This window comes from Streptomyces sp. NPDC059895, assembly GCF_042731035.1.
Lineage (GTDB): Bacteria > Actinomycetota > Actinomycetes > Streptomycetales > Streptomycetaceae > Streptomyces.
This window is the reverse complement of record NZ_JBHWKO010000030.1, coordinates 19745-43984: the sequence shown is the minus strand read 5'-3', so window position 1 is coordinate 43984 and position 24240 is coordinate 19745. Positions and strand designations below refer to the sequence as shown.

Annotated in this window: 20 protein-coding genes, 2 pseudogenes and 1 riboswitch; of the genes and pseudogenes, 4 read left to right on the top strand and 18 right to left on the bottom strand. The window is 73.7% G+C overall.

Going from position 1 to position 24240, the window contains the following annotated elements:
• Positions 1–29: 29 nt before the first annotated feature.
• The 4 genes from ACFV9M_RS28360 to ACFV9M_RS28345 form a co-directional block, all read right to left on the bottom strand.
• On the bottom strand, positions 30–1319 hold the full coding sequence (locus tag ACFV9M_RS28360) for a bifunctional 3,4-dihydroxy-2-butanone-4-phosphate synthase/GTP cyclohydrolase II (protein ID WP_385067138.1): 1290 nt from the start codon (positions 1317–1319) through the stop codon (positions 30–32).
• Positions 1316–1960, bottom strand: coding sequence for a nicotinamide riboside transporter PnuC (locus ACFV9M_RS28355; RefSeq protein ID WP_385067136.1), 645 nt, complete (start codon positions 1958–1960; stop codon positions 1316–1318). Before ACFV9M_RS28355 ends, ACFV9M_RS28360 begins: the two co-directional genes overlap by 4 nt.
• On the bottom strand, positions 1957–2562 hold the full coding sequence (locus ACFV9M_RS28350; protein WP_385067134.1) for a riboflavin synthase: 606 nt from the start codon (positions 2560–2562) through the stop codon (positions 1957–1959). The genes ACFV9M_RS28355 and ACFV9M_RS28350 overlap by 4 nt, the downstream gene beginning before the upstream one ends.
• A gap of 148 nt (positions 2563–2710) precedes the next feature.
• Positions 2711–2841: riboswitch (FMN riboswitch) on the bottom strand.
• A 212-nt stretch (positions 2842–3053) separates the two neighbouring features.
• Positions 3054–4346, bottom strand: a complete 1293-nt coding sequence (locus tag ACFV9M_RS28345; RefSeq protein ID WP_385067131.1) for an ROK family transcriptional regulator — start codon at positions 4344–4346, stop codon at positions 3054–3056.
• 108 nt (positions 4347–4454) lie between these two features.
• On the opposite strand from ACFV9M_RS28345, the gene ACFV9M_RS28340 reads away from it, so the two are divergent.
• Entirely contained in the window at positions 4455–5666 is a 1212-nt protein-coding gene (locus ACFV9M_RS28340; protein WP_385067128.1) for an MFS transporter, read from the top strand.
• Here ACFV9M_RS28340 and ACFV9M_RS28335 read toward each other — a convergent pair.
• A complete protein-coding gene (locus ACFV9M_RS28335) occupies positions 5626–6084 on the bottom strand; it encodes an acyl-CoA thioesterase (RefSeq protein WP_385067126.1) in 459 nt (152 codons plus the stop codon). The genes ACFV9M_RS28340 and ACFV9M_RS28335 overlap by 41 nt on opposite strands.
• 144 nt (positions 6085–6228) lie before the next feature.
• Here ACFV9M_RS28335 and ACFV9M_RS28330 point away from each other — a divergent pair, with 144 nt between their 5' ends.
• Positions 6229–7647, top strand: coding sequence for a uracil-xanthine permease family protein (locus ACFV9M_RS28330; RefSeq protein WP_385067125.1), 1419 nt, complete (start codon positions 6229–6231; stop codon positions 7645–7647).
• Here ACFV9M_RS28330 and ACFV9M_RS28325 read toward each other — a convergent pair.
• A pseudogene (locus ACFV9M_RS28325) lies at positions 7629–8685 on the bottom strand (glycoside hydrolase family 6 protein). The gene ACFV9M_RS28330 and the pseudogene ACFV9M_RS28325 sit on opposite strands and share 19 nt — an antisense overlap.
• A gap of 141 nt (positions 8686–8826) precedes the next feature.
• Here ACFV9M_RS28325 and ACFV9M_RS28320 point away from each other — a divergent pair.
• Positions 8827–9543: a DUF5995 family protein gene (locus ACFV9M_RS28320; RefSeq protein WP_385067122.1), complete on the top strand. Its 717-nt coding sequence runs from the start codon at positions 8827–8829 to the stop codon at positions 9541–9543.
• 6 nt (positions 9544–9549) lie between these two features.
• Here the strand turns inward: ACFV9M_RS28320 and ACFV9M_RS28315 are convergent, their stop codons facing one another.
• From ACFV9M_RS28315 to ACFV9M_RS28305, 3 genes are all read right to left on the bottom strand, one after another.
• Positions 9550–11262: a flavin monoamine oxidase family protein gene (locus ACFV9M_RS28315; RefSeq protein ID WP_385067120.1), complete on the bottom strand. Its 1713-nt coding sequence runs from the start codon at positions 11260–11262 to the stop codon at positions 9550–9552.
• 42 nt (positions 11263–11304) lie between these two features.
• Positions 11305–12102 carry a carbon-nitrogen hydrolase family protein gene (locus tag ACFV9M_RS28310; RefSeq protein WP_385067117.1) on the bottom strand — a complete coding sequence of 266 codons (798 nt, stop codon included), beginning with the start codon at positions 12100–12102 and terminating at the stop codon, positions 11305–11307.
• Positions 12103–12250: 148 nt separating this feature from the next.
• Positions 12251–13429, bottom strand: coding sequence for an MFS transporter (locus tag ACFV9M_RS28305; protein ID WP_385067114.1), 1179 nt, complete (start codon positions 13427–13429; stop codon positions 12251–12253).
• Positions 13430–13523: 94 nt separating this feature from the next.
• Here ACFV9M_RS28305 and ACFV9M_RS28300 point away from each other — a divergent pair, with 94 nt between their 5' ends.
• Positions 13524–14021, top strand: coding sequence for a hypothetical protein (locus ACFV9M_RS28300; protein WP_385067113.1), 498 nt, complete (start codon positions 13524–13526; stop codon positions 14019–14021).
• A gap of 117 nt (positions 14022–14138) precedes the next feature.
• Here the strand turns inward: ACFV9M_RS28300 and ACFV9M_RS28295 are convergent, their stop codons facing one another.
• The 9 genes and pseudogenes from ACFV9M_RS28295 to ACFV9M_RS28255 form a co-directional block, all read right to left on the bottom strand.
• Positions 14139–14591, bottom strand: coding sequence for an Lrp/AsnC family transcriptional regulator (locus ACFV9M_RS28295; protein WP_385067111.1), 453 nt, complete (start codon positions 14589–14591; stop codon positions 14139–14141).
• 10 nt (positions 14592–14601) lie between these two features.
• Positions 14602–14747: pseudogene (locus tag ACFV9M_RS28290) on the bottom strand (amino acid permease C-terminal domain-containing protein); the annotation flags it as partial.
• Between the two features lie 115 nt (positions 14748–14862).
• A complete protein-coding gene (locus ACFV9M_RS28285) occupies positions 14863–16302 on the bottom strand; it encodes a GuaB1 family IMP dehydrogenase-related protein (RefSeq protein WP_385067273.1) in 1440 nt (479 codons plus the stop codon).
• A gap of 129 nt (positions 16303–16431) precedes the next feature.
• On the bottom strand, positions 16432–16737 hold the full coding sequence (locus tag ACFV9M_RS28280) for a barstar family protein (RefSeq protein ID WP_385067109.1): 306 nt from the start codon (positions 16735–16737) through the stop codon (positions 16432–16434).
• A gap of 77 nt (positions 16738–16814) precedes the next feature.
• A complete protein-coding gene (locus ACFV9M_RS28275; RefSeq protein WP_385067106.1) occupies positions 16815–17858 on the bottom strand; it encodes a sugar-binding transcriptional regulator in 1044 nt (347 codons plus the stop codon).
• Positions 17859–17936: 78 nt separating this feature from the next.
• Positions 17937–18623 (bottom strand): ribulose-phosphate 3-epimerase, encoded by a 687-nt coding sequence (gene rpe, locus ACFV9M_RS28270; RefSeq protein WP_385067103.1) that lies wholly within the window; start codon positions 18621–18623, stop codon positions 17937–17939.
• Between the two features lie 263 nt (positions 18624–18886).
• Positions 18887–21610, bottom strand: coding sequence for a hypothetical protein (locus tag ACFV9M_RS28265; protein ID WP_385067100.1), 2724 nt, complete (start codon positions 21608–21610; stop codon positions 18887–18889).
• Positions 21611–21651: 41 nt separating this feature from the next.
• Positions 21652–22641: an STM4015 family protein gene (locus tag ACFV9M_RS28260; protein WP_385067096.1), complete on the bottom strand. Its 990-nt coding sequence runs from the start codon at positions 22639–22641 to the stop codon at positions 21652–21654.
• A 150-nt stretch (positions 22642–22791) separates the two neighbouring features.
• Positions 22792–24216: an RsmB/NOP family class I SAM-dependent RNA methyltransferase gene (locus tag ACFV9M_RS28255; RefSeq protein ID WP_385067093.1), complete on the bottom strand. Its 1425-nt coding sequence runs from the start codon at positions 24214–24216 to the stop codon at positions 22792–22794.
• Between the last annotated feature and the right edge of the window lie 24 nt (positions 24217–24240).

The window sequence follows — 24240 nt, the reverse complement described above, 5'->3', positions numbered from 1 at the left end:
TGTCGAGCTGTGTAGCTGTCGTGCCGTGCTTACTGGTTGCCGCAGGGGGACACGGGGGCCGTGTCCAGCCAGGGCAGGTCGTGGCCCATCCGGTCCCGCTTGGTGCGCAGGTAGCGGATGTTGTGTTCGCCCGCCTGGACGGGCATCGGTTCGCGGGCGCCGACCTCGAGGCCGTGGCGCAGCAGCGCGTCCGTCTTGTCGGGGTTGTTGGTCATCAGGCGGACGCTGCGTACGCCCAGGTCGGCGAGGATCCGCGCGCCGGCCGCGTAGTCGCGGGCGTCGGCGGGCAGGCCGAGTTCGAGGTTGGCGTCGAGGGTGTCGCGGCCCTGTTCCTGGAGTTCGTAGGCCCGCAGCTTGGACAGCAGGCCGATGCCGCGGCCCTCGTGGCCGCGCAGGTAGACGACCACGCCCCGGCCCTCGGCCTGGATGCGCTGGAGGGCGGCGTCGAGCTGGGGGCCGCAGTCGCAGCGCTGGGAGGAGAAGACGTCGCCGGTGAGGCATTCGGAGTGGACGCGGACCAGGACGTCGCGGCCGTCGCCGATGTCGCCGTGGACGAGGGCGACGTGTTCGACGCCGTCGACGGTGGAGCGGTAGCCGTACGCGGTGAAGGTGCCGTGGGCGGTGGGCAGGCGGGTCGCGGCCTCGCGGCGGACGGTGGGCTCGGCGCTGCGGCGGTAGGCGATCAGATCCTCGATGGAGATGATCGTCAGGCCGTGCTTGCGGGCGAAGGGGATCAGCTCGGGCAGGCGCAGCATGCGGCCGTCCTCGCCGGCGATCTCGACGATCGCGCCGGCCGGACGCAGGCCGGCGAGCCGGGCGAGGTCGACGGCGGCCTCGGTGTGTCCGTTGCGGACGAGGACCCCGCCGGGCTTGGCGCGCAGCGGGAAGATGTGGCCGGGGCGGACGAGGTCGGTGGGCTCGGCGGTGCCGCTCGCCAGCAGTTGGAGGGTGGTGGCGCGGTCGGAGGCGGAGATGCCGGTGGTGACGCCGTGTGCGGCGGTGGCGTCGACGGAGACCGTGAAGGCGGTCTTCATCGACTCGGTGTTGTCGGCGACCATCTGCGGGAGCCGGAGCCGGTCGAGTTCGTCGCCCTCCATGGGGGCGCAGATCAGGCCGCGGCACTCGCTCATCATGAAGGCGACGATCTCGGGGGTGGCCTTCTGGGCGGCGATGACGAGGTCGCCCTCGTTCTCGCGGTTCTCGTCGTCGACGACCACGACCGGGCGGCCGGCCGCGATGTCGGCGACGGCCTGTTCGATCGGGTCGAGGGCGAAGTCCCCGATGTCGTCGGCGGGGTACAGGACGGGTGCGGTGCTCATGCCGGCGCTCCTTCCAGAGTGGGCTGCGCCGGGCCCTTGCGGGAGCGCAGCCACCAGTCGCGCATGCCCCACAGGACGAGCGCGCCGTAGATGACGTAGACGAAGCCGGAGAAGGCGTAGCCGTTGGCGAAGTTGAGGGGGACGCCGACGAGGTCGACGAGGAGCCAGGCGAACCAGAACTCGACCATGCCGCGGGCCTGGGCGTACATGGCGACGATGGTGCCGACGAAGATGTAGGCGTCCGGCCAGGGGTCCCAGGACAGGGTGGGGTAGGCCTGGAAGAGGAGGGCGACGGCGACCGTGCCGACGGCGGCGGCGACGGCCATGGCGGCGCGCTCGGGCCAGGTGGCGAACCGGGGGGTGATCTGGCCGTCCGCGGCCCGCCCCTTGCTCCGGTTCCACTGCCACCAGCCGTACAGGGCGACGGCCATGACGACGACCTGCTTGCCGGCGCTGCCGGTGAGGTGGCCGAAGAAGGCGCCGAACAGGACGAGTCCGGAGAGGAACTGCACGGGCCAGCTCCAGATGGAGCGGCGCCAGCCGAGGGCGAGGGCGGCCAGGCCGAGGATGTTGCCGATCATGTCCGACCAGAGGATGTGCTGGTCGAAGAGGACGAACGCCTCGGAGTTCAGCTGGTTCACCGGGTGCCCCCCTGGCCGGCCGCGAGCAGGCGCTCGACGTACTTGGCGACGACGTCGACCTCGAGGTTGACCGGGTCGCCGGGCTGCTTGAGGCCGAGGGTGGTCAGCGCGAGGGTGGTGGGGATGAGGCTGACGGTGAAGTGGTCGGCGCCGGCGTCGACGACGGTGAGGCTGATGCCGTCGACGGTGATGGAGCCCTTCTCGACGACGTACCGGGCGAGGTCGGCCGGGAGCGAGATCCTGACGATCTCCCAGTGTTCGGACGGCGTGCGCTCCAGCACCTGGCCGGTGCCGTCGACGTGGCCCTGCACGATGTGGCCGCCGAGGCGGGCGCCGACGGCGGTGGGCCGTTCGAGGTTGACGCGGGCGCCGACGGTGAGGGCGCCGAGGCTGGAACGCTTGAGGGTCTCCGCCATGACGTCGGCGGTGAACTCGTCGCCCTCGTGGTCGACGACGGTGAGACAGACCCCGTTCACGGCGATGGAGTCGCCGTGCTTCGCGCCCTCGGTGACGACGGGTCCGCGCAGCCGGAAGCGGGAGGCGTCGCCGAGGTTCTCGACGGCGGTGACCTCACCCAGCTCTTCGACGATTCCGGTGAACACTTCCCGGGTCCTCCTGCCACGTTGGGGCACGGACTCCGGGGCCTGTCGATGACGACAGAACGTACGGGCGACGACACCGGGAGCGACGCCGGACGGACTCGTCCCGCTGGAACGAGCACAGACGGCGGCGCGCACTAATGCCCGCCCGCCGCGCACTGCCTCCCATCCGGACTTTAACCGTCGGTCCAGGAATTTCACCTGGTCAACCGGCCGCTGGAAGCGGCCGGGTCGCGGACTGTAACCGCCGGTTCGGAATTTCACCGACCCCGGAGTGCGCTGCTTTAGGTACAGGGTCAGTGTGCCACGCCCGATCGTCGTCCAGAGGGGCGGGTGATGTGGGGTGGCTCACAGGCCGCGGAAGCGGACTTCTCGGGCGGCCGGGAGTTGCGCCAACTCCCTCTCGGGCAGGCGAACTCGAGTCGAGTCCACACCCATGGACGTACGGGATCTACGTCCGTGCGCCCACCATCGCCCCCTCCACGGCCCTGCCCTCACGACGTGCCGAACAGTTCCTCCAGCGCGGACTGCCTGGCCGTGAGGAGCGCCCCGCGCAGCACCGCGCCGCCGCCCAGGCCGCTCGGCCGCACCTGGGTCGGCAGCGGGGTCATCCGCCGCAGCCGTTCCTCCACCCGGCCAGCGAGCGCCTGCCCGCCGGCCTGTCCGATCTCGCCCCCGAGGACGACACACCCGGGGTCGAGGACGGCGACGACACTGGCGGCTCCCACGGCCAGGCGGTCGGCGAGGGCGTCGAGGAAGCCGGCGGCCGCGCGGGCGTGCGCCTCCCGCGCCGTCTCCGCGGGGGGCGGGGCGGGGCGCGTACCGCCGCCCCCGGGAGCGGCCGCACGGGCGTGCGCCGGGTCCGCCCCGCCGCCGTGGGCCTCGTCCACCGCCCGCAGCGCGGCCCGCACCAGCGCGGCCCCCGCCGGTCCGCCGCCCTCGGCCCGCGTCTCCAGCCCGTGCTCCCCCGCCAGCGCGACGATCGCCGCCGATCCGGCCAGGGAGTGGAAGCCGCCCTCGCAGCCCGTCGCCGAGGGCAGGCCGCCCGTGCCGGGAACCGGGAGGAAGCCGATCTCCCCGGTGCCGCCGGAGGCGCCCCGGCGCAGGGTGCCGTCGAGGACGACGGCGGCGCCCGTGCCGTGGCCGAGCCAGAGGAGGACGAAGGTGTCGCGGTCGCGGGCGGCGCCCTCGCGCTGTTCGGCGAGGGCGGCGAGGTTGGTCTCGTTCTCGACGCTGACGCGGGCCTCGGGCAGCCGTTCCTGGAGGGCGGCGACCAGGCGGCGGTGCCACGCGGGCAGGCCGCCGGAGTCGCGCAGTTCACCGCTCGCGGGGTCGATCAGGCCGGGCGCGCCGATGCCCACGGTGTGCAGCCGGTCGGCCCCGGCCTCCTTGCCCGCCCGCTCGACCAGCGTCACCGCCTGCTCCACGGCGGGGCCGGTGCCGGTGTCGCCGCCGATCGGCACGGACGCCTCGGCACGCACCCGGCCGACCAGGTCGGACACGAGGACCGCGACGCTCTCGGTGCGCACGTCCAGGGCGGCGAGGTGGGCGCGGTCGGCGGCGATGCCGTAGAGCCTGGCGTTCGGGCCGCGGCGCTGTTCGCCGGCCTCGCCGACGACCTCGATCAGGCCGGAGGCGGTGAGGCGTTCGACGAGGTCGGCGACGGTGGGCCGGGACAGGCCGGTGAGCTGCTTGAGCTGCCCTGCCGTCAGCGGGCCCCGATCCTGCATCAACCGCAGGGCGAGCCGGTCGTTGATGACCCGGGCGGTGCTCGGGGATGCGGGCATACGGCGAATCCTCCCACGGGGCGCCGGACGCCGTGCCGGACGGCCCACTATTTATCAGGCAGGGTTCCTGATAGTTTACGGCTCCGCTGGTGTCAGGGAGGGTGGAGGATGAGCGACGTGGTGAAGGGCCGACCTGAGGTGAGGCGGGCCCGGTACGCCGTGGCCGCCGTGTTCACCGTGCACGGCGCGGTCGCCGGCTCGTTCGCCACCCGGGTGCCGTGGATCCAGGACCACGCGTCGGTCAGCGCCGGTCAGCTCGGGCTCGCGCTCGCCTTCCCCGCGCTCGGCGCGTCGGTCGCGATGCCGCTCGCCGGGCGCGTCAGCCACCGGTTCGGCGCCCGCAACGCGCTGCGCGCTCTGATCGCCCTGTGGACGCTGTCCCTGGTCCTGCCGTCCCTCGCCCCGAACCTGGCGACCCTGTGCCTGGCCCTGTTCGCCTACGGCGCGACGGCGGGGATGGCCGACGTGGCGATGAACGCGCTCGGCGTGGAGGTCGAGAACCGCCTCGGCCGGTCGATCATGTCCGGTCTGCACGGCATGTGGAGCGCGGGCGCCCTGCTCGGCTCGGCCGGCGGGACGCTCGCCGCGCATCTCGGCTCGGACGCCCGCCTGCACCACCTGCTGGCGGCGGCGGTGCTGACCGCGGTGGGGGTGGCGGCCTGCGGCTGGGTGCTCGACCTGCACACCGCCGAGGACGAGGAGCCGCCTCCGCGGTTCGCCCTGCCGCCGAGGTCGGCGCTGCTCATCGGCGCCGTGGGCTTCTGCGCCGTGTTCGCGGAGGGCGCGAGCCTGGACTGGTCGGCGGTCTACCTGCGCGACCGGCTCGACTCCTCGGCCGGGCTCGCCGCCGCGTGCACGACGGGCTTCACGCTCACCATGGCGCTCGCGCGGATCGTCGGCGACCGGGTCGTGGACCGGTACGGGTCCGTGCGAACGGTCCGCGCGAGCGGCGTCCTCGCCGTCGCCGGCGGTCTGCTCATCGTCGTGGCGGACCATCCCGCCGTCGCGATCGGCGGGTTCGCGCTCATGGGCCTGGGGATCGCCGTCGTCGTCCCGCTCTGCTTCGCGGCGGCGGGCCGCAGCGGCCCCAACCCGAGTCAGGCCATCGCGGGCGTCGCCACGATCACCTACACCTCGGGGCTGATCGCGCCGAGCGCCATCGGCGGCCTGGCCCAGGCGACCAGTCTGACGGTGTCGTTCACGCTGGTGACGCTGCTGGCCGCCGGGCTGGTGGTGTTCGCCGGGGTCCTGCGCGCGGGCGACCGCGACCGGCCGCAGGTCAGCCGGCCGGACGCAGCAGTTCCCGGCCCGCGGACCTGAGCGTCTCGCTCCACGGCGCCGGGCGCATGGTCGCCGCGTCCAGCCGGACGAGGACCCGGGTGCCGTGGGCGTACGTGACCGCGCCGTCGGGCGAGCAGAACCGGAAGCCGTACGTCAGACCGGTGGTGCCGAGCCGCTCCAGCCACAGGTGGACGGCGTACGCGCCCGGCCGGGTGACCGGGGCCTCGTAGGTGACGCGCAGCTCCTTGACGGCGTTGCAGGCGTCTCCGGCCGCGGCCCAGTCGCCCTCGAAGCGCACCCCGTAGCCCTGCCACAGCTCGGTCCAGGCCCGTTCGACCAGCAGCGGGTAGCGGGCGTTGTGCAGCAGTCCCAGCGCGTCCAGGTCGTCGAAGTGGACGGTGACGGGGACCGTCCGGCCGTACGACGGGGCGGGGGCGGTCGGGGCTTGGGCGGTCACGGGTGGTGCTCCTGAGGTGCGGGACGGCTGAGAAGGATGGGTGTACAGGACAACCGCCCCTATCCTAAGCGGCCGCTCACCCTCCGTTTTCACGCGACAATGGGCCGCGCACCCGCACCGCACGAACGAAAGCGAAACCGCACCATGGATCTTGGCGTCCGCTGGAAACTGCACGGCGACGGACGCACGCCGGCGCCCGGCGCGGTCGTCCGCCCCGACGAACGGCTCTCCTGGCCCCGTACGGTCGGACTCGGCGCACAGCACGTGGTGGCCATGTTCGGGGCGAGTTTCGTCGCACCCGTCCTGATGGGCCTCGACCCGAATCTGGCGATCATGATGTCGGGCGTCGCGACCGTCATCTTCCTCCTCGCCACCCGCGGCCGGGTGCCCAGCTACCTCGGCTGCTCCCTGTCCTTCGTGGGCGTCGCCGCGGTCATCCGCGCGCAGGGCGGCACGAGCGCCACCGTCACCGGCGCGGTCCTCGTCGTCGGAGTGGCCCTGTTCCTGGTGGGGCTGGCCGTGCAGCGCTTCGGCGCGCGGATCATCCACGCCGCGATGCCCCCGATCGTGACGGGCGCGGTCGTGATGCTGATCGGCTTCAACCTCGCCCCGGTCACCGCCACCACCTACTGGCCGCAGGACCAGTGGACGGCCCTGCTGGTCATGCTGTTCACCGGTCTGGCCGTGGTCTGCCTGCGCGGTTTCTGGTCCCGTGTCGCGATCTTCCTCGGCCTGGTCTTCGGCTACGGCATCTCCTGGGTGTTCGACCGGGTCTTCGGCCGGATCCACTCCGCGGACGCGAGCGGCAAGATCACCGACCACTGGCGGCTCGACCTCTCCGGCGTCGGCCAGGCCGACTGGATCGGCCTGCCCTCCTTCCACGGCCCGTCCTTCGAGTGGTCGGCGATCCTGGTCGCGCTCCCGGTCGTCATCGCCCTGGTCGCGGAGAACGCGGGACACGTCAAGGCGGTCGGCGAGATGACCGGCAAGCGGCTCGACGACAAGCTGGGCACGGCCATCGCGGCCGACGGCCTCGGCTCGGTGCTGTCCACCGCGGTCGGCGGCCCGCCCAACACCACGTACTCCGAGAACATCGGCGTGATGGCCGCGACCCGCGTCTACTCCACCGCCGCCTACTGGGCCGCCGCCGGCTTCGCGCTGCTGTTCGGCGTGTGCCCCAAGTTCGGCGCGGTGGTGGCCGCGATCCCCGGCGGGGTCCTCGGCGGCATCACCGTCATCCTGTACGGCATGATCGGCCTGCTCGGCGCGCAGATCTGGATCACCGCGGGGGTCGACCTGCGCAACCCGCTCAACCTGGTCCCCGCCGCCGCCGGCATCATCATCGGCGTCGGCAACGTCACCATGGAGTTCACCGACACCTTCTCCCTCAGCGGCATCGCCCTCGGCACCCTCGTCGTCATCACCGGCTACCACACCCTGCGTGCCTTCTCCCCCGCTCACCTCAAGCCGCAGGAGCCCCTGCTGGACGAGGGCACGTCGTCGTACGACACCGAGGACCTGCCGCAGGACCGGCCCGGCGGCGGTCAGCGGGCGAGTTCGTAGGCGTACGACGGGCTGAAGGTGCCCGGCGCCCCCTTGCAGCCGTCGGACTCGCCGGGGAGCTTCACCCACAGGTAGGCGTCGACGCGGGCCTCGCCGGTGTCGAGGGTGGGGGCCCGGCCGATCCTGCGCCCGTCGGGGTCGCACCACCGGCCGTCGGCGGGCGGGCCGTTGCCGTTGCGGCTGGTGTCGACCACGGCGCCCAGGTCCCCGCGCCCGCCGAGGGCGCCGAGGGCGTCGAGGACCCGCCGGTCGTAGGCGATCTCGTCGGCCGTGGCGCGGAAGTTGGAGACGTTGCTGAAGATGCCCGCCGAGGCGGCGGAGCCGGCCCCGGCCCGGTGCAGCAGGGCGGCCTGGTGCGCGGGGTCGTGCCAGTGCGAGTGGCCGGCGTCGTAGTAGACGCGCGCCCTCGGGTTCGCCGCCTTCAGGACCCGGCCGGCGCGGGCCAGCGCGGCGAACCGGGCGGCCCGCCGCCCCGCGGAGAGGCAGTCGGTCTGGGCGATCGAGTCGGGCTCCAGGATCACCACGACCTCCCGCGAGCCGAGCCCGGCGGCGAACCGGTCGATCCAGGCGCCGTAGGCGTCGAGGTCGGGCGCCCCTCCCTCCGAGGCCCCGCCGCAGTCGCGGTCCGGGATCGCGTACGGCACCAGGACCGGCACCCGGCCCTGGGCTGCCGCCCCCGAGGTGACCGCGCGGACCCGGGAGGTGATCGTCGCGGGCGTGTGGTCGGCGAACCACACCGCGGCCGGCCGGCTCGCGACGCGGGACTCGATGACGGACCGGCGCGCGTCGCCGGGGTGGGCCCGGAGCCAGTCCCGGACCTGGGAGTCGGGGTGGACGTAGAGGCCGGCGGCCTGCCGCTGCCCGCGCCCGGCGACGGCCGACGGCGCCGTCGTGGTCCGTACCGCCGGGGCCGGGGTCCGCGCCGGGGCGGACGGGGAGGCGGACCGGGACACGGTGGGCGAGGACGCCGGCGCCGAGCGCCGTGACCATCCCGGCCGCCGTGGCCAGGGCGACCACGGCCGAGGCGACGGCCACCATGACGCCCCGCCGGACGGTCTTCCCCTCCCGCGAGTACCGCACGTGCTGTCCCCCTCCCCCGCGACGGCCGCGTTCCCCCGTTCCGGGGAAGCACCGGTGCCGTCGGCCCGCGGGCCAGCCTAGGGCTGCCACCCTTCCCCCATGCCGCACTCGGAACAGTTCGCCCCGCCCCCGGCCACTCCCGGCGCCGCCCTCGGCGGAGTGCTCCACCGCATGCGCGCCCTGGACGCCGGCCTGCCGGCCCGGGACGGGATCGCGGTCTTCAACCGGGTCTACCTCGCCGTCACGGAGGAGGTCGGCCGGCGGATCGAGGCGGGCCGGTTCACGGACGCGCGGGCCGCGATCACGCTGGACGTCCGGTTCGCGGAGCGCTACCTCACGGCCGTGGACGCGGCCGCCCGCGACCGTCCTCCGCCGGCCTGCTGGCGCCCGCTGTTCCAGCTCCGCCGCCATCCCGGCGTACGGCCGCCGCAGTTCGCGCTCGCGGGCATCAACGCGCACATCGGCCACGACCTCGCGCTCGCCGTCGTGGACGCCTGCCGTAGTCTCGGCTGCGAACCGGCCGATCTGGAGGACGAGTTCGACCGCGTGGGCGAGTTCCTCGTCGCGCTGGAGGAACGCATCCGCGAAGAGCTGATGCCGGGCCCCGACCTGCTCCAGATCGCGGACCCGCTCACCCATCTCCTCGGCGCCTGGAGCCTGGAGCGCGCCCGCGACGCCACCTGGTCCGCGGCCCGCGCCCTGTGGGCCCTGCGCCGGCTCCCGGACCTCGCCGAGGAGTTCACCGACCGCCTCGACGCGGCGGTCGGCTTCGCGGGCCGCATGCTGCTGACGCCGTTGCGCGCCTGGCCCGAGTGAGCGCCGTCAGTCCTCGGGCAGTTCCACCGGCGCGATCTCGTCGAAGACGTCGCCGGGGCCCGGGTTGGCCGGGTCCGTCGCCCCGCCGAAGTGGTGCATGACCCCCCAGACCGCGTTCAGCGCGGTCTGCACGGCGCCCTCGGCCCAGCCGGCCGTCCAGGAGATGTCGTCGCCGGCGAGGAAGACGCCCCGCTTGTCCTCGGGCAGCCGGTCCTGCACGAAGTGGGTGAACAGGCGCCGCTGGTAGCGGTAGTGGCCGGGCAGGTTGGCCTTGAACGCTCCCATGAAGTAGGGCTCGTTCTCCCAGGAGACCGTCACCGGGTTGCCGATGACGTGCTTCCTGATGTCGACGCCCGGGTAGATCTCCCCGAGGGACTTCAGCATGACCTCCATCCGCTCGTTCGCGGACAGCGGCAGCCACTTCAGGCTGTCGTCGCACCAGGTGTACGACAGGCAGATCACGGCCGGCCTGTCGGGACCGTCGTCGAGCAGGTAGGTGCCGCGGGTCATGCGGTCGGTGAGCGTCATCGACATCACGTCACGCCCGGTCGGGTTCCCCCTGCCGTCGACGGCCTTGTCCCGCCAGAACGGCCGGTCCACGGGCACGAAGAGCTTGCTGGACTCCATGTAATGGGTCCGCTCGATCGCGGTCCAGTGGTCGATCGGGAAGAGCGAGTCGTCGCAGGCGATCTTCGACAGCAGCATCCACGACTGGGCGGTGAAGACCGCCGCCCGGTAGGTGCGGATGTCGCCGTTCGCGTCGGTCACCGTGATCCCGTTGCCCGCGGTGCGGTTCAGCCGGGTCACCGCCGGGCGGGGCTCGCCGCCCTCGTGCAGCGCGGCCAGCGAGGTGCCGTACGGCCAGTGCACGATCTTCTCCGGCTCGCGCTCCCACAGGCGCAGCGGGAGCTGCTGGGAGCCGCCGACGATGCCGCGGTGGTGGTCGTCGGCCTCGGTGTAGACGACCCGCAGGATCTCCAGGATCGAGTTCGGGAAGTCGGTGTCCCAGCCGCCCGTGCCGAAGCCGACCTGGCCGAAGATCTCACGGTGGCGGAAGGAGCGGAAGGCCTCGGAGTCGCAGAGGAAGCCGTAGAAGGTCTGGTTGTCGAGCTTCTCGACGAGCCTCGCCCAGATCTCCCGGATGCGCGGCACGTCCCGCTCGCGCAGGGCGCGGTTCATGTCGGAGAAGCCGGCGCCCTCTTCGAGGCACCGGTTCCAGGCGTCGGCGACGTCGCGGTAGACCTGCGGGAGGTCGTCGGGCGTCTCGGCGTAGTGGGTCTCGCCCTTGAGGTCGACGACGGTCGACGGGGTCGCCTCGGCGAGCGGGTTGGGGAAGGGCCGGGTCTCCAGGCCCACCAGGTCGATGTAGTGCTGGAGCGCCGTGGACGACGGCGGGAAGCGCATCGCGCCCATCTCGGCGGTCAGGGACGGGTCGCAGCCCTCGAAGCCGACGGTCCGCAGCCGGCCGCCGATCCGGTCGGCCTCGTAGACCACCGGCCTCAGGCCCATCTTCATCAGCTCGTACGCGGCCACGATCCCGGACAGGCCGCCGCCGACGACCGCCACCTCGGTGCCGTGCTCGGTCGCCGGTACCTGGCCGAGCCCGGCCGGGTGGGCGAGGAAGTCGTCGTAGGCGTAAGGGAAGTCCGGGCCGAACATGGTGATCGGCGGCTGCTGCTCGTCGGCGTGCTCTACGGCGTTGGGCACGGTGGACGTCATGGGGTACGGACTCCTTGCGACACGGGAAGAGACACAGAGGGATCAGGGGGTTCGGGCCAGGGACCCGTAGAGGCCGGGGCGGCGGTCCCGGAGGTAGGGGTTCGCCTCGCGGGAGGCGGCGAGGAACGCGGGGTCGGCGTCGGCGAGGACCAGTTCCTCACCGCGTCCGGCGCGGGCGCGGGCGACCCCGTCGGGCCCGGCCAGGGTGGAGAGCCCGACGAACTCGAACTCGCCCTCGGGGCCGACCCGGTTGACGTACGCGACGTACATCTGGTTCTCGAAGGCGCGCACCGGGATCACCGACTCGGCGACGAACTGGAAGGGGTGCATCTGCGCCGTCGGCACCACCAGCAGGTCCGTGCCGGCCAGGGCGTGGGCGCGGACGTTCTCCGGGAACTCGACGTCGTAGCAGATCACCAGGCCGACGGTGAGGCCGTTCAGCTCGGCCTGGACGACCGGCTGCCCGCCCGGCGTGAACCGGTCGCGTTCGAAGCAGCCGAAGAGGTGGGTCTTGCGGTAGCCGGCCAGGCGGTGGCCGTCCGCGGAGATCAGCTGGGCGGCGTTGTGGACCGCCTCGCCGTCCCGCTCGGGGTAGCCGTAGGCGAGCGCCAGCCCGTGCCGGGACGCGATGTCCGCGACCGCGGCAGCGGAGTCGCCGTCGGCGGGCTCGGCGAGGCGGGCGATGTCGTCGCCGATCGCGTACCCGGTGAGGAACATCTCCGGCGCGACGAGCAGCCCGGCGCCCGCGGCGGCGGCCCGGCCCGCGGCCTCGTCGAGAACCTCGAGGTTCCCGGCGACCGAGCCGGGGCGGCCGGAGCTCTGGAGCAGGGCGGTGCGCATGCGTGTTTCCTCACCGGTACGGAGGGGGTTCGGGGGGCCACGTAGACGGTACGGGCGGCTGACCAGGGCGGACAAGGAGCAGCCGTTGCGTGCCGGTGAGCGGTTCGTTGCGTGCGGCGGCGGGCCGGCGGCGATTCGTTGCGCGGGCTCAGCGGCGGCTCCGCAGGACCAGCGCCGTCACCAGGTAGGGCAGTGCCAGCATCGCGAAGACCGTGCTGTGGGCGGCTCGCGCGCCGAGCACCGCGTACGCGCCGAACGTGGCGACCGTGACCAGTTCGGTGCCCAGGCTCGCGACGGAGGTGAGGGTGGCCCGGCGGGATTCGTCGAGGCGGTGCTGGAGCCGGGCGTCGGCGAGCACCTCGGCGAGCTGGAAGCCGCCGAAGGCGAGGCCCACCAGGGCGATGCCGGCCGGGCTCTCGGCCGTGGCGCCCGCGGCCAGGGCGAGCGCGGCGCCCGCCAGCAGGGTCGCGAGGCCGGTCGTGCCGAGGCGTTCGGCCGGTCCGGTCAGCAGGCTCGCGACCGTGACCGCGCCCCAGACCAGCAGGACCAGGTGGGGCACCGTCGCCTCCGCCACCCCGAGGTCACGGATGAGCAGGGGCGTGTACTCGTCGAGCGCTCCCCACACGGCGGCCACGGCGGGGACGAGCAGGAGGGCGCCGCGTACGGAACGGTCCCGGCGGACTTCGGCGAGCCCGGTGCGCAGGGTCGTCGCCCAGCCGTCCGCGCCGGTCTCCTGCCGCGTCCGGTGCTCCGGGAACCGGGCCGCCGTCGCCGCGGTCAGCAGACAGGCCACGACGCTCGCCGCGCCGACGGCGGCGTGGCCGCCCACCGCCAGGACGGGGCCGGCGAGGCCCGCCGAGCTCATGGTGGCGAGCAGTCGTGCCGCGCGCGAGCGGCCCATGACCCGCGCGTACCGGTCGGCGGCGCCGAGCCGGTCCAGCTCGTCGTACACCAGTGCCTCCAGCGCACCGGAGCCGAGCGCCCCGCCCGCGCCCCACAGGACGAAGCCGAGCGCGAAGGAGCCGTACGAGGGGACGGTCACCCACAGGGCGAAGCCGGCGGCGGTGAGCAACGGGCCGAGCCACAGCGGCAGCCGGCGCGAGACGGCGTCGGCCCAGACGCCGGAGGGGACCTCCAGCAGCACGCCGGTGATCGACCAGAGGGCGAAGAGGGAGGAGATCTGCCAGAGCGCGAGGCCGGTGCCGGCGAACAGCAGCGCGTACACCGGGTAGAGCAGCACGAAGTCGTCGAGGAACGCGTAGCCGTACAGCGTGGCCGTCAGCCGGCGGACGCCGGTGGCGGGCACGGGCGCGGGTGAGAGTGTCATGAGGCCTTCCCGGGCGGGCGGGTTCGGACGTCGGGGGTACGGCGTCCGAGGCGGCCCTCGGGAGGCACGGCGGGTGTATCAATGTCGCCAGGTCATGGATCTGATGGTAGGCGGGTCCGGTCCCGCCGCGCAGCGGAACGAGGACTCGATGGAGATCGCCACACTGCCGTACGTCGACGAGCGGACGGTGCTGGTCGCGGCGGACGCCGACGCCGTCTGGCGCGGGATCGGTGACGTCCTGGACGGGTCCTTCGGGTCCGGCTACGCGCGTCTGGTGGGCTGCCCCCACCGGACGGCGTCCGGTCCCCGGCCGCCGGCCGAGGGCTCGGTGTGGCCCGGTTTCCGGGCGGACTCCGCGACCCCGGCCCGGGAGCTGGTCCTGACGGGGCGTCACTACTTCTCGACGTACGCCCTGGTCCTCCGCCTCGACGAGGCCGGCGCGGGCCGCACCCGGCTGCGGGCGGAGACCCGGGCCAGGTTCCCCGGCCCGGGCGGCGCCCTCTACCGGCTGCTCGTCGTCGGCACGGGCGCGCACGCCCTCCTCACCGGACGGCTGCTGTCGTCGATCGGGCGGCGGGCGGAAGGACTCTGATCGGGCGCAGCCGGGCGGAAGGGCTCTGCGTCAGGCGCAGACAGGCCGAATGAGCCTGATTCGGGCGCCGCCGGGCCGACGGCTCTGTTTTCAGGTGGCCAGGCCGACGGCTCTGATTCAGGCGCGCGAGCCCGAAGAGAAGCGGCGCAGGAGCGGGGAGAGCACCAGTACGGACTTCGTGCGTTCCACGAACGGCTCCCCCGCGATCCGCTCCAGCACCCGCTCGAAGTGGCGCATGTCGGCGGCGAAGACCTGGGCGATCGCGTCCGCGTCGCCGGTGACGGTGGAGGCGGCGACGACCTCCTGGTAGCGCTCCAGGCCCCGCTGGATGGTCTCCGGCGAGGTGTTGCGGCGGCAGTGGATCTCGACGAACCCCTCGGTCTCCCAGCCGAGGGCCGCCGGGTCGACGCGCACCGTGAACCCGGTGATGGCGCCGGTGGCGCGCAGCCGGTCCACCCGCCGTTTGACGGCGGGCGCGGACAGGCCGACGAGCTGCCCGATGTCGGCGTAGGAGCGGCGGGCGTCCTCGGCCAGGGCGTGCACGATGCGTTCGTCGAGGTCGTTCAGCACTGCGGGGGGTTCACTTCACTTCGGACGGGGCGAGTCGGGAGCGGCGGTGGCCGTACAGGAAGTAGACCACGAGCCCCACCGCCATCCAGGCCCCGAGGACCACCCAGGGGTGCGGGGCATCTCGGGACGGGTCCGGCGCAGCACCACGACGGCCACGCGCCTCTCCGAGGACGACGAAGATGCCGGCGCGGGGGACCGCGCGACCGGCCACGACGGGCTGGCGGCCGGTCGCGGCCGTCGGGCAGGCGCGGACCCCGCTTCCCCGGTGGAGCTACCAGCTGGCGTGCAGGGGCTTGCCCTCGGCGTAGCCGGCGGCGCTCTGGATGCCGACGATGGCCTTCTCGGCGAACTCCTCCAGGGAGGCGGCGCCGGCGTAGGTGCAGGAGGAGCGGACGCCCGCGATGATCGAGTCGATGAGGTCCTCGACGCCGGGGCGGTCCGGGTCGAGGAACATGCGGGAGGTGGAGATGCCCTCCTCGAACAGCCCCTTGCGGGCCCGGTCGTACGCCGACTCCTCGGACGTGCGGTTGCGCACGGCGCGCGCCGACGCCATGCCGAACGACTCCTTGTAGGCGCGGCCGTCGGCGTCGTGCTGGAGGTCGCCCGGCGACTCGTAGGTGCCGGCGAACCACGAGCCGATCATCACGTTGGACGCGCCGGCCGCGAGGGCCATGGCGACGTCGCGGGGGTGGCGGACACCGCCGTCGGCCCACACGTGCCTGCCGTACTTGCGTGCCTCGGCGGCGCACTCCAGGACGGCGGAGAACTGCGGGCGGCCGACGCCGGTCATCATGCGGGTGGTGCACATGGCGCCGGGGCCGACGCCGACCTTGATGATGTCGGCACCCGCGTCGACGAGGTCCTTCACGCCCTCGGCGGAGACGATGTTGCCGGCGACGATCGGGACCCGCGGGTCGAGGTCGCGGACCAGCCGGATCGCGTTGATCATCGACTCCTGGTGGCCGTGCGCCGTGTCGATGACGAGCGTGTCGACGCCCGCGTCGAGCAGCAGCTTGGCCTTGCCCGCGAAGTCGCCGTTGACGCCGACGGCGGCGGCGATCCGCAGCCGGCCCCGGTCGTCGGTGGCCGGCGTGTACAGCGTGGCGCGCAGGGCGCCCCGGCGGGTGAGGATGCCGGCCAGCCTGCCGTCCGCGTCGACCGCGGGGGCGTAGCGCCGGTTCGCCGCGTCGAGCTTGTTGAAGGCCTCGCGCGGCGCTATGTCCGCGTCGATGAGCAGCAGGTCCCGGGACATGACCTCGGAGAGCTGCGTGAAGCGGTCGACGCCGGTGAGGTCCCGGTCGGTGACGACGCCGACCGGCCGCTGGTGCTCGTCCACGACGACGCCCGCCTCGTGCGCCCGCTTGGGCAGCAGGGCCAGCGCGTCGGCGACGGTCTGGTGCGGGGCGAGCACGATCGGGGTGTCCAGCACGAGGTGGCGGCTCTTGACCCAGGAGATGACGTCGGTGACGACGTCTATGGGGATGTCCTGGGGGATCACCACGAGCCCGCCGCGCCGGGCCACGGTCTCGGCCATGCGGCGGCCGGCGACGGCGGTCATGTTGGCGACGACCAGCGGGATGGTGGTGCCCGTGCCGTCCGGGGAGCTGAGGTCCACGCCCTGACGCGATCCGACCGCGCTGCGGCTCGGCACCATGAAGACGTCGTCGTACGTCAGGTCGTAGGCGGGCTGGATGTCGTTGAGGAAACGCACGTGCTGCACATCCCAGTCGGTCAGAGGTGGCCCCCGGACAGGTCGGTCAGGGGGAAAGCACGTACTTCATTGTCCCATGACGACCGCGCTGCGGTGCCCGGACAGAACGTCCAAGCAGCTCAGGGGCGTTTAGGAGGTTCCTCCGAGAGCGAGCACCACGGAGAGCGCGGGCGCCTGGTCCACCGCGGACGAGAACACCTCCTGCGCGATCTCCCACTCCTCCGGCCGTGCCTTCGCGTACGGCCGCCAGTTGCGTACGACGACCAGGACCGGCCCCGACTCGGGGCGGTCCGGGATGCCGGTGAGGCTGTCGGCGAGGGCGTCCCAGTTGCGGGGGAACCAGTCGGGCAGCTCCAGGTCGCGGGCGCAGCGGTCCATCAGGGCCGCCTTGCCGTCGACTCCGTCGAGGTCCAGCGTGAGCACGTGCTCCGTCATATCGGCACCGCCTGAACGCGTCGTGTTGTCCGGTGTCCGGGGGCGGCCGGACCGCCGCCCCCGGTACTGACCCGCTGTCAGGACCCGTCCGGGTCCGTCCTGTTGAGCGCCGGCTTCGGCGGGGGCCCGGCCGTCATCAGGTAGTCCGCGGCCGAGGTGTCCGTCACCAGGCTGGTGACGAGCCCGGACCGCAGCACCGCGTCGATCGCGGCCGCCTTCCGCTGCCCGCCCGCGATCGCCACGACCTCGGGGATACGGCGGAGCTGGTCGGCCTTGACGGTGATGCACCGCTCACCGAGGTCCCGCCCGACCCGGCGGCCCTCCCCGTCGAAGAGGTGCGCGGACATCTCGGCGGCGACGCCGAGCGAGGCGTAGTGCGAGCGCTCCTCGTCGCTGAGCATGTCGTGCACCGTGGAGATGCCCGGTTCCCAGGAGCCGATGGAGACGCAGGCGACCGTGACCTTGTCGAAGTACTCGAAGGCCCGGGCGATCCCGGTCTGGTGCCGCAGCGCGGCCGCGGTGGCCTCGTCCGGCAGCAGCATCGGCGCGTAGATGGGGTGGGCGTCGCCGCCGGACACCTGGGCGGCGCGGCGGACGGCCTCGACGGAGCCGCGCTCGGCGGTCCCGGCGTCGTACACGCCCGTCAGCTGCACCACCGTGCACGGGGGCAGCCGGTCCAGCGCCGCCGCCATGTGGATCGTGGAGCGGCCCCAGGCCAGGCCCAGCACATCACCTTCGTTCACGAGTTCGCCGAGCAGGTCGGCGGCCACTTCTCCCAGGTTCTCCGGGTCGGGCGTCTCCTCGGCGTCGGCCGGGGACTCGACCACGACGGCGTGCCGAAGGCCGTAGCGGGCGCGGAGCGCGTCCGAGCGCTCGGCGTCCAGTTCGGCCGGCACACGGATCTCGATGCGTACGAGATCCCGTTCGAGAGCGGTTTCCAGGACCCTGGCCACCTTGAAGCGGCTGACGCCGAACTCCTCGGCGATCTGGATCTTGGATTTGCCCTCGAGGTAGAAGCGGCGGGCCATGGCCGCCGCCTGCACCAGCTCAGCGGGTCCCATCCGCATGGCTGACCGGCCCGCCGACATACCCGACACGGCGATCTCCTCACTGCTGTTCACACTCTGGATTCGCCGTTCATCCTCGCAGATCCGGCGGACTCGATCAGCCCTGATGAGAGCCGTTCACGTAGCTGTGGCTCAGTGGTCGCCTGCCCACGAGGCCTTGGCGGTGGCCGCTTCCGCCTGTGCGCGCAGGGCGCGGACCGCCTCCGCCGGGTCCTCGGCACCGTACACCGCGGACCCGGCCACGAAGACGTCCGCGCCCGCGTCGGCGCACTGCTCGATCGTCGAGGCCGAGACGCCGCCGTCGACCTGGAGCCACAGCTGGAGGCCGTGCTTGCTGATCAGCTCACGGGTGCGGCGGATCTTCGGGAGCATGATGTCGAGGAAGGCCTGGCCCCCGAAACCCGGTTCGACCGTCATGATCAGCAGCATGTCGAGCTCGGGCAGCAGGTCCTCGTACGGCTCGATCGGCGTCGCGGGCTTGAGCGCCATGGAGGCGCGGGCGCCCTTCGCGCGGATCTCGCGGGCGAGTCGCACGGGCGCGGCGGCCGCCTCGACGTGGAAGGTCACGGACGAGGCACCCGCCTCGACGTACTGCGGTGCCCACCGATCGGGCGCCTCGATCATCAGATGGCAGTCCAGCGGGGTGTCCGTCGCGCGGGCCAGTGACTCTACGACCGGCACTCCGAGCGTGAGGTTCGGGACGAAATGGTTGTCCATGACGTCGACGTGGAGCCCGTCGGCTCCCTCCACCGCCCGGGCCTCGTCCGCCAGGCGGGCGAAGTCGGCGGACAGGATGCTGGGATTGATCTGCGCGGCCATGCCCCAAGCCTGCCATGCCCTCCGGGGGTGGGTGGCATCGGTCCCGGGGCGGAGGGGGCCGTATGGTCAGCGCGGGCCGTCCGGGGCCGGCCGCGCGGTTCCCCGCGCCCCTCACCGGGCACGCCGCGCCCCGTGCCACCCGGGCGACCCGCATCCCGCCCGACGGACGGAGACGGCCGAATCGACAGCGCGGGCCGTCCCCGGGCCGGGCGCGCGGTTCCCCGCGCCCGGCCCGGGGTGTGTCCTCTCGTGGTCTGTCCGGCTCAGGGGCGTCGGGGTGGGGTGGGGGCGGGGCGCCGGGTCGGGTAGTCGGCGTCGGGGACGTCGTGGCCCAGCGCGGGCAGGCGTGCGGCCACCTCGGCGGGGCTTCTGCCGGTCTTCCGTACGATCTCCAGGACGTTCTCGATCTCCATGCGTTCGCCCTCGTACCGGGTGATCGCCTCCACGATGTCGAGGTCGTCCAGGGCGACCGTGGGCGGCACGTGGACGGTGAGGCCGAGCCTGGTCAGGCGTTCCCCGACCGCCTGGGGACTGCTGCCGGTCAGCCGTGCGGCACTCAGCACGTGCCGCATCGACGGGGTCGTCCCCCAGGCGAGCCAGGGCGCGCGGGAGTCGAGCCCCTCGCTGAGGACGAGGAGGTCCTCGTCGTCGAAGCCGTCCGGCTCCGGCAGGGGACGCCCCTCGTGGCCCAGTTCCGCGAGACGGTCGGTGATGTCGGCCGGGGTGCGGCCGAGCACCTTCGCGGTGAGCAGGACGTGCCCGGGCCCCGAGGTTCCCAGCCAGGGGGCGCGGCCGTCGGCGTTCTGGCTGACGATGACGGCGTCGTCGGGCTGCGGGGTGTACGTGAGGGCGTGGCCCAGCGCGATCAGCCGGTGGGCGACGTCGTGCGGGCTCGCGTCCAGCTTGCCGGCGGCGCGGCGGACGTGTTCCGGCGGCACGGCCTGGCCCGGCGGGAGCCAGGGCGCGGTGGCGTCGCCGTCCCGGCTGATCAGGACGAGGTCGCCGGCGAACGGCGTGTCCGGCAGCGCGGCGGGGACGCCGTGGAAGCCCAGGGCGCGCAACCGCCGTCCGATGCCGGCCGGGCTGGTGCCCGCGGCGTGCGCCAGCCGTACGACGTGCGGGGGCGGGACAGCCGCGTCGGGCGCCAGCCAGCCCGTGTCGGTCCGGAGCAGCTCGACGTCGTCCCCGGTCACGGACTCGGGCAGCGGCCCGGCCGGGAGGACCACGTCGGTGTGGCCCAGCTCCCGGTACCGTTCCGCGGTCTCACGGAGGCCGGCCCCCGTCGCGACGGCGGCCTGGACGACACGGCCGTACGGAACGGTGTCCGCCAGTACGGGCAGACGGCCGTCGCCCTGCTCGCTGACGAGCCGGAGGTCGTCGTCGGTGACCACGGTGTCGGGGACGTCGGGCAGGCGGGTGCAGCCCAGTTCCCGCAGGCGGGCCAGGACGGGCGCGACGCTCGAACCCCGGGCGTGGGCGGACCACAGGACGTGGCCGGCCGGGACCGGGTCCGTGCGGGAGAGCCAGGGCGGGCCGGCGGTGACGACCTGCCGGCTGATGAGCCGCAGGTCCTCCTCGGTCGTGCGGTCCGGGAGCTCCTCCTCGGGGATGCGGAAACCGAGCTCCCGCAGACGGTCCGCCGCCTCGGCGAGGGCTCTCCCGGTCCGGGCGCCGACGGCGACGAGGTGGGGGAACCACTCGGGATCGTCCTGGTCGAGCCAGGGGCGCTCTCCCCACGCGTGTCCGAGGAGTGCGACCGCCTCGGCGTCCACGGACCCGGACGGCGCGTCCTCGGGCAGCCGGTGGTACCCGAGCCGGTCCAGCCGCGCGACCACCTCGGCGGGGACGCGGCCGTGGGCGTGGGCGAAGCGCAGGACGTGCGCGAGCGGCACGGGCTGCTCGGGGTCCAGCCAGGGGGCGTGTCCGTCCAGCCCCGCGCTGACCAGGACCAGGTCGTCGGCGGTCGCCTCCGCCGCACCGGGATGGACGCGGTAGCCGAGACGGGCGTAGCGCCCGCAGAGCGCGGCGACCGCGGAGGCGGTCTCCGCCGGCGCCTTGGACGCGTCCCCGATGTGCGGGAGGACCGTCAGGACGTGGGCGAGGGGCACGAGGTCGTCGTCGGGGATCCAGTACGTGTGGTCGTCGGACCGGCTGGAGGTCAGGTGCCGGTCGTCGGGCTCGACCCGCTCCGGGAAGGTGTCCGCAGCGGGCGTCCGGTAGCCCAGCTCCGCGAACCGGGACGCGATCTCCGCGGGCGGCCGGCCCAGCCGCTCCGCGCCCCACAGGACACGGCCCCTCATCCGGGGCACGTCGTCCTCGTCCATCGGCGGCCACCCGCTGAAGAGACGCCCGCTGACCAGCAGCAGGTCGTCGTCGTCCACGGTCGCGGGCAGGCGCTCGCGGGGGCCCGGGAAGCCGAGTCCGGCGAGCCGGGCCGCCGCGCGGGCGGGCGACCACCCCAGCCGCAGGGCGGCCCGCAGGACGTGGCCCCGCAGCCGGGGGGCGTCACCGAGCCCGATCCAGTCCGGGGCGCCCTCGGTGTCCTGACTGATCAGTTTCAGGTCGTAGTCGTCCACGGTCGCCGGGAAGTGCGGGGGACCGGGTACGGGGACGCCGAGTGCGGCGAAGCGGGCCGCGATCTCGGCGGGCGGCCGGCCCAGCCGCCGGGCGGCCCAGAAGACCTGCCCCCTGACGGAGAGGGGAGGACCGTTCACGATCCAGGGCCGGGCGCCGTCGAGGTCGCGGCTGAGCAGCTTCATGTCGTCGTCGGTGACGGCGGCCAGCTGTTCGGCGGTGGGCACCCGGTATCCGAGTTCGGTGAGCCGGGAGCCGACCGCGGCGGGCTCACGGCGTGTCTCGCGCGCCGCGCACATGACGTGTGCGATCGACACGGGCTCCGCGAGGTCCAGCCAGGGGGCGTGCGCGTTGAGGTGGCGGCTGGCGAGGACACGGTCGTGGTGGTTGTGGAGGACCGGAAGGGAGGTCACGGCGGCCTTTCGGGAGGGGGGCGGGGTCGGGGCGGGCGCGGTCACTCGGCCACGGCGGTGTAGCGCCAGCCGTCGTCCTCTTCCTCCTCTTCCTCCTCGTCCTGCCGGTCGGACAGGTCCACCCGTACGCCCGCCGGTTCGAGGGCCTCCCATACCCGCAGCATCATGTCGTCGCCGAGGTAGTGGTGGTGCAGGTCGAGGAAGCGCAGGTGGGTGAGCGGCTGCCCGCTGAGCAGCGCCTCCGCGCCCTCGTCGCCGAGCGTGCCCATCGACAGCCGGAGGGATTCGAGCCGGGCCACGACGGGGGCGTGGGCCACGGCGGCGGCGATCTCGTCCTGGAACCGGCTGTTCTGCAGCCCGAGGTGGCGCAGCGAGGGCAGCCGGTCGCCCTGGAGGAGGGGTGACAGGTCCTCCACGGTCGCGTCGCAGCCGTACTCCTCGTCCCCCAGCCACAGCTCCAGGTACTCCAGCGACGGCAGGTCGGAGGCGGCTGTGTTGCGCACCACCGAGGCCGGCAGCCCGCCACTCTCGAAGCGCAGGGTGCGCAGCCCCTCGTGGCGGATCGCGGGGAACTCGAGGTCCGTGCTGCCGCGCACGCCCAGCTCCTGAAGGCGGGGATACGCCTCCAGGAGGGGGGCGAGGTCGGACTGGGTGATCCAGGAGACCTCGCTCTCCTCGGAGTCGACGTCGCCGAGGAACACCGCTTCCAGGTTGGTCAGTCGGGGGCTCAGCTCGACGAGCATCCGGATCGTGCCGGAGGGCCACCCGTCGAATCCGTACCAGGTGCTGCCGAAGATCAGCGCGCGTACCTCCGCCAGCGGCACGCTCGTGGTGAAGCGGTCCCAGTAGACGTCCGACCTCTCGTCACCGTTCATCAGCCCGCACCGCAAGCGCCACGCCACCGAAGCGGCGTCGGGCAGCGGTGGCGCGGCGTGGGCGGCCTGAGGGAACGTCAGGACGGGAAGCCCGTGGAAGTGACGCAAGTGCTCCGGATGACGCGGGTGTTGAGGTACATCGACCTGGAGTTCCACATCGGTCCCTTGACGGTGTGACGGCTGACGCGCACTGTTCTAGCAGCAGCCTGTGACACCGGGGCGGCGGGGCGACGGAGGCGGAGGAAGGCGCTCGCTCCGAGAAGCCGCGCGAACGCCGACCGGAGCGGACGCCGACCGGAGCGGACGTCAGCCGGTTCGCCGCAGGAGTGCCAGGTACATCGCGTCGGTCCCGTGCAGGTGCGGCCACAGCTGGATGTCGGGCCCGTCGCCCAGCGCCGGCACGCCCGGCAGCAGGGGCCGGGCGTCGATCAGCTCGGTCTCCGGGTACTGCTTGACGAGGTCGGCGACCACGGCCCGGGTCTCCGCGAGGTGGGGCGAGCAGGTGGCGTACCCGACGACGCCCCCGACCCGTACCGACTCCAGCGCGGTCCGCAGGAGCCCACGCTGGAGCGGCGCGAAGCCGTCGAGGTCCTCGGGCCGGCGCCGCCACCGCGCCTCGGGCCGCCGCCGCAGGGCGCCGAGCCCGGTACAGGGCACGTCCACCAGCACCCGGTCGAAGGACGCCGGACGCCACGGCGGGCGGGTCCCGTCCGCGGCGATCACCTGGTACGGCCCCGGATTGCCGTCGAGGGCGCGGGCCACGAGCCCCGCCCGGTGCGGCTGCTTCTCGGAGGCGAGCAGCACGGCGCCCCGCTCGGCCGCGAGGGCCGCCAGCAGCGCGGCCTTGCCGCCGGGGCCCGCGCACCCGTCGAGCCACCGTTCGTCGGGCCCGTCGAGCGGCGCGTGGGCGAGCGCGAGCGCCACGAGCTGGCTCCCCTCGTCCTGCACGCCCGCGCGCCCCTCCCGTACGGCGTCGACGGCGCCCGGCTCGCCGCCCTCGGTGAGCCGTACCGCGTACGGCGACCAGCGCCCCGGTACGGCGGCCTCCTCGCGCAGCAGCTCGTCGACCGTGGCCCGGCCCGGCCGGGCGACCAGCGTCACCTCGGGCCGCTCGTTGTCGGCCTCCAGCAGGTCCTCGATGCCGGCCCGCCCGCCGCCGAGGGAGTCCCACAGCGCGGAGACGACCCAGCGCGGGTGGGAGTGGACGACGGCGAGGTGGTCCTCGGGATCGTCGTCGTAGGGCGGGGCGATCTGCTCGGTCCACGCGTCGAGGTCATGCCGGGCGACCTTGCGCAGCACGGCGTTGACGAACTTGGCCCGCCCGTCGCCGAGCACCACCCGCGCCAGCTCGACGGTGGCGGAGACGGCGGCGTGGCTCGGGATCCGCGTCCCGAGCAGCTGGTGCGCGCCGAGTCCGAGCACGTCGAGGACCGGCGGGTCGACCTCCCTCAGGGGGCGGTCGACGCACGCGGCGATGATCGCGTCGTACGTCCCCTGCCGCCGCAGCGTCCCGTACACCAGCTCGGTGGCGAGCGCGGCGTCCCGCCCGTCGAAGTCCCCGCGCTCGCGCGCCTTGCGCAGCAGCGGCGGCAGCACGAGGTTGGCGTACGCGTCCCGCTCGTCCACGGCCCGCAGCGCCTCGAAGGCGAGGATGCGGACGGGGTCCTTCTGGGGCCGCCGGTAGGGCTTGCCGGCGGGACGGGAACGGGGACGACGGGGCTGATCGCTCACGAAAAAGGTGCTCCGGATAGCAGG

Bases quoted from the DNA above. Each gene is read 5' to 3' on its own strand.
- ACFV9M_RS28330 (WP_385067125.1), top strand. From the start codon at position 6,229: ATGGATCTTGGCGTCCGCTGGAAACTGCACGGCGACGGACGCACGCCG.
- ACFV9M_RS28315 (WP_385067120.1), bottom strand. From the start codon at position 11,262: ATGACGTCCACCGTGCCCAACGCCGTAGAGCACGCCGACGAGCAGCAG.
- ACFV9M_RS28320 (WP_385067122.1), top strand. From the start codon at position 8,827: ATGCCGCACTCGGAACAGTTCGCCCCGCCCCCGGCCACTCCCGGCGCC.
- ACFV9M_RS28360 (WP_385067138.1), bottom strand. From the start codon at position 1,319: ATGAGCACCGCACCCGTCCTGTACCCCGCCGACGACATCGGGGACTTC.
- ACFV9M_RS28280 (WP_385067109.1), bottom strand. From the start codon at position 16,737: ATGACGGAGCACGTGCTCACGCTGGACCTCGACGGAGTCGACGGCAAG.
- rpe (WP_385067103.1), bottom strand. From the start codon at position 18,623: ATGGCCGCGCAGATCAATCCCAGCATCCTGTCCGCCGACTTCGCCCGC.
- ACFV9M_RS28300 (WP_385067113.1), top strand. From the start codon at position 13,524: ATGGATCTGATGGTAGGCGGGTCCGGTCCCGCCGCGCAGCGGAACGAG.
- ACFV9M_RS28310 (WP_385067117.1), bottom strand. From the start codon at position 12,102: ATGCGCACCGCCCTGCTCCAGAGCTCCGGCCGCCCCGGCTCGGTCGCC.
- ACFV9M_RS28340 (WP_385067128.1), top strand. From the start codon at position 4,455: ATGAGCGACGTGGTGAAGGGCCGACCTGAGGTGAGGCGGGCCCGGTAC.
- ACFV9M_RS28305 (WP_385067114.1), bottom strand. From the start codon at position 13,429: ATGACACTCTCACCCGCGCCCGTGCCCGCCACCGGCGTCCGCCGGCTG.
- ACFV9M_RS28345 (WP_385067131.1), bottom strand. From the start codon at position 4,346: ATGCCCGCATCCCCGAGCACCGCCCGGGTCATCAACGACCGGCTCGCC.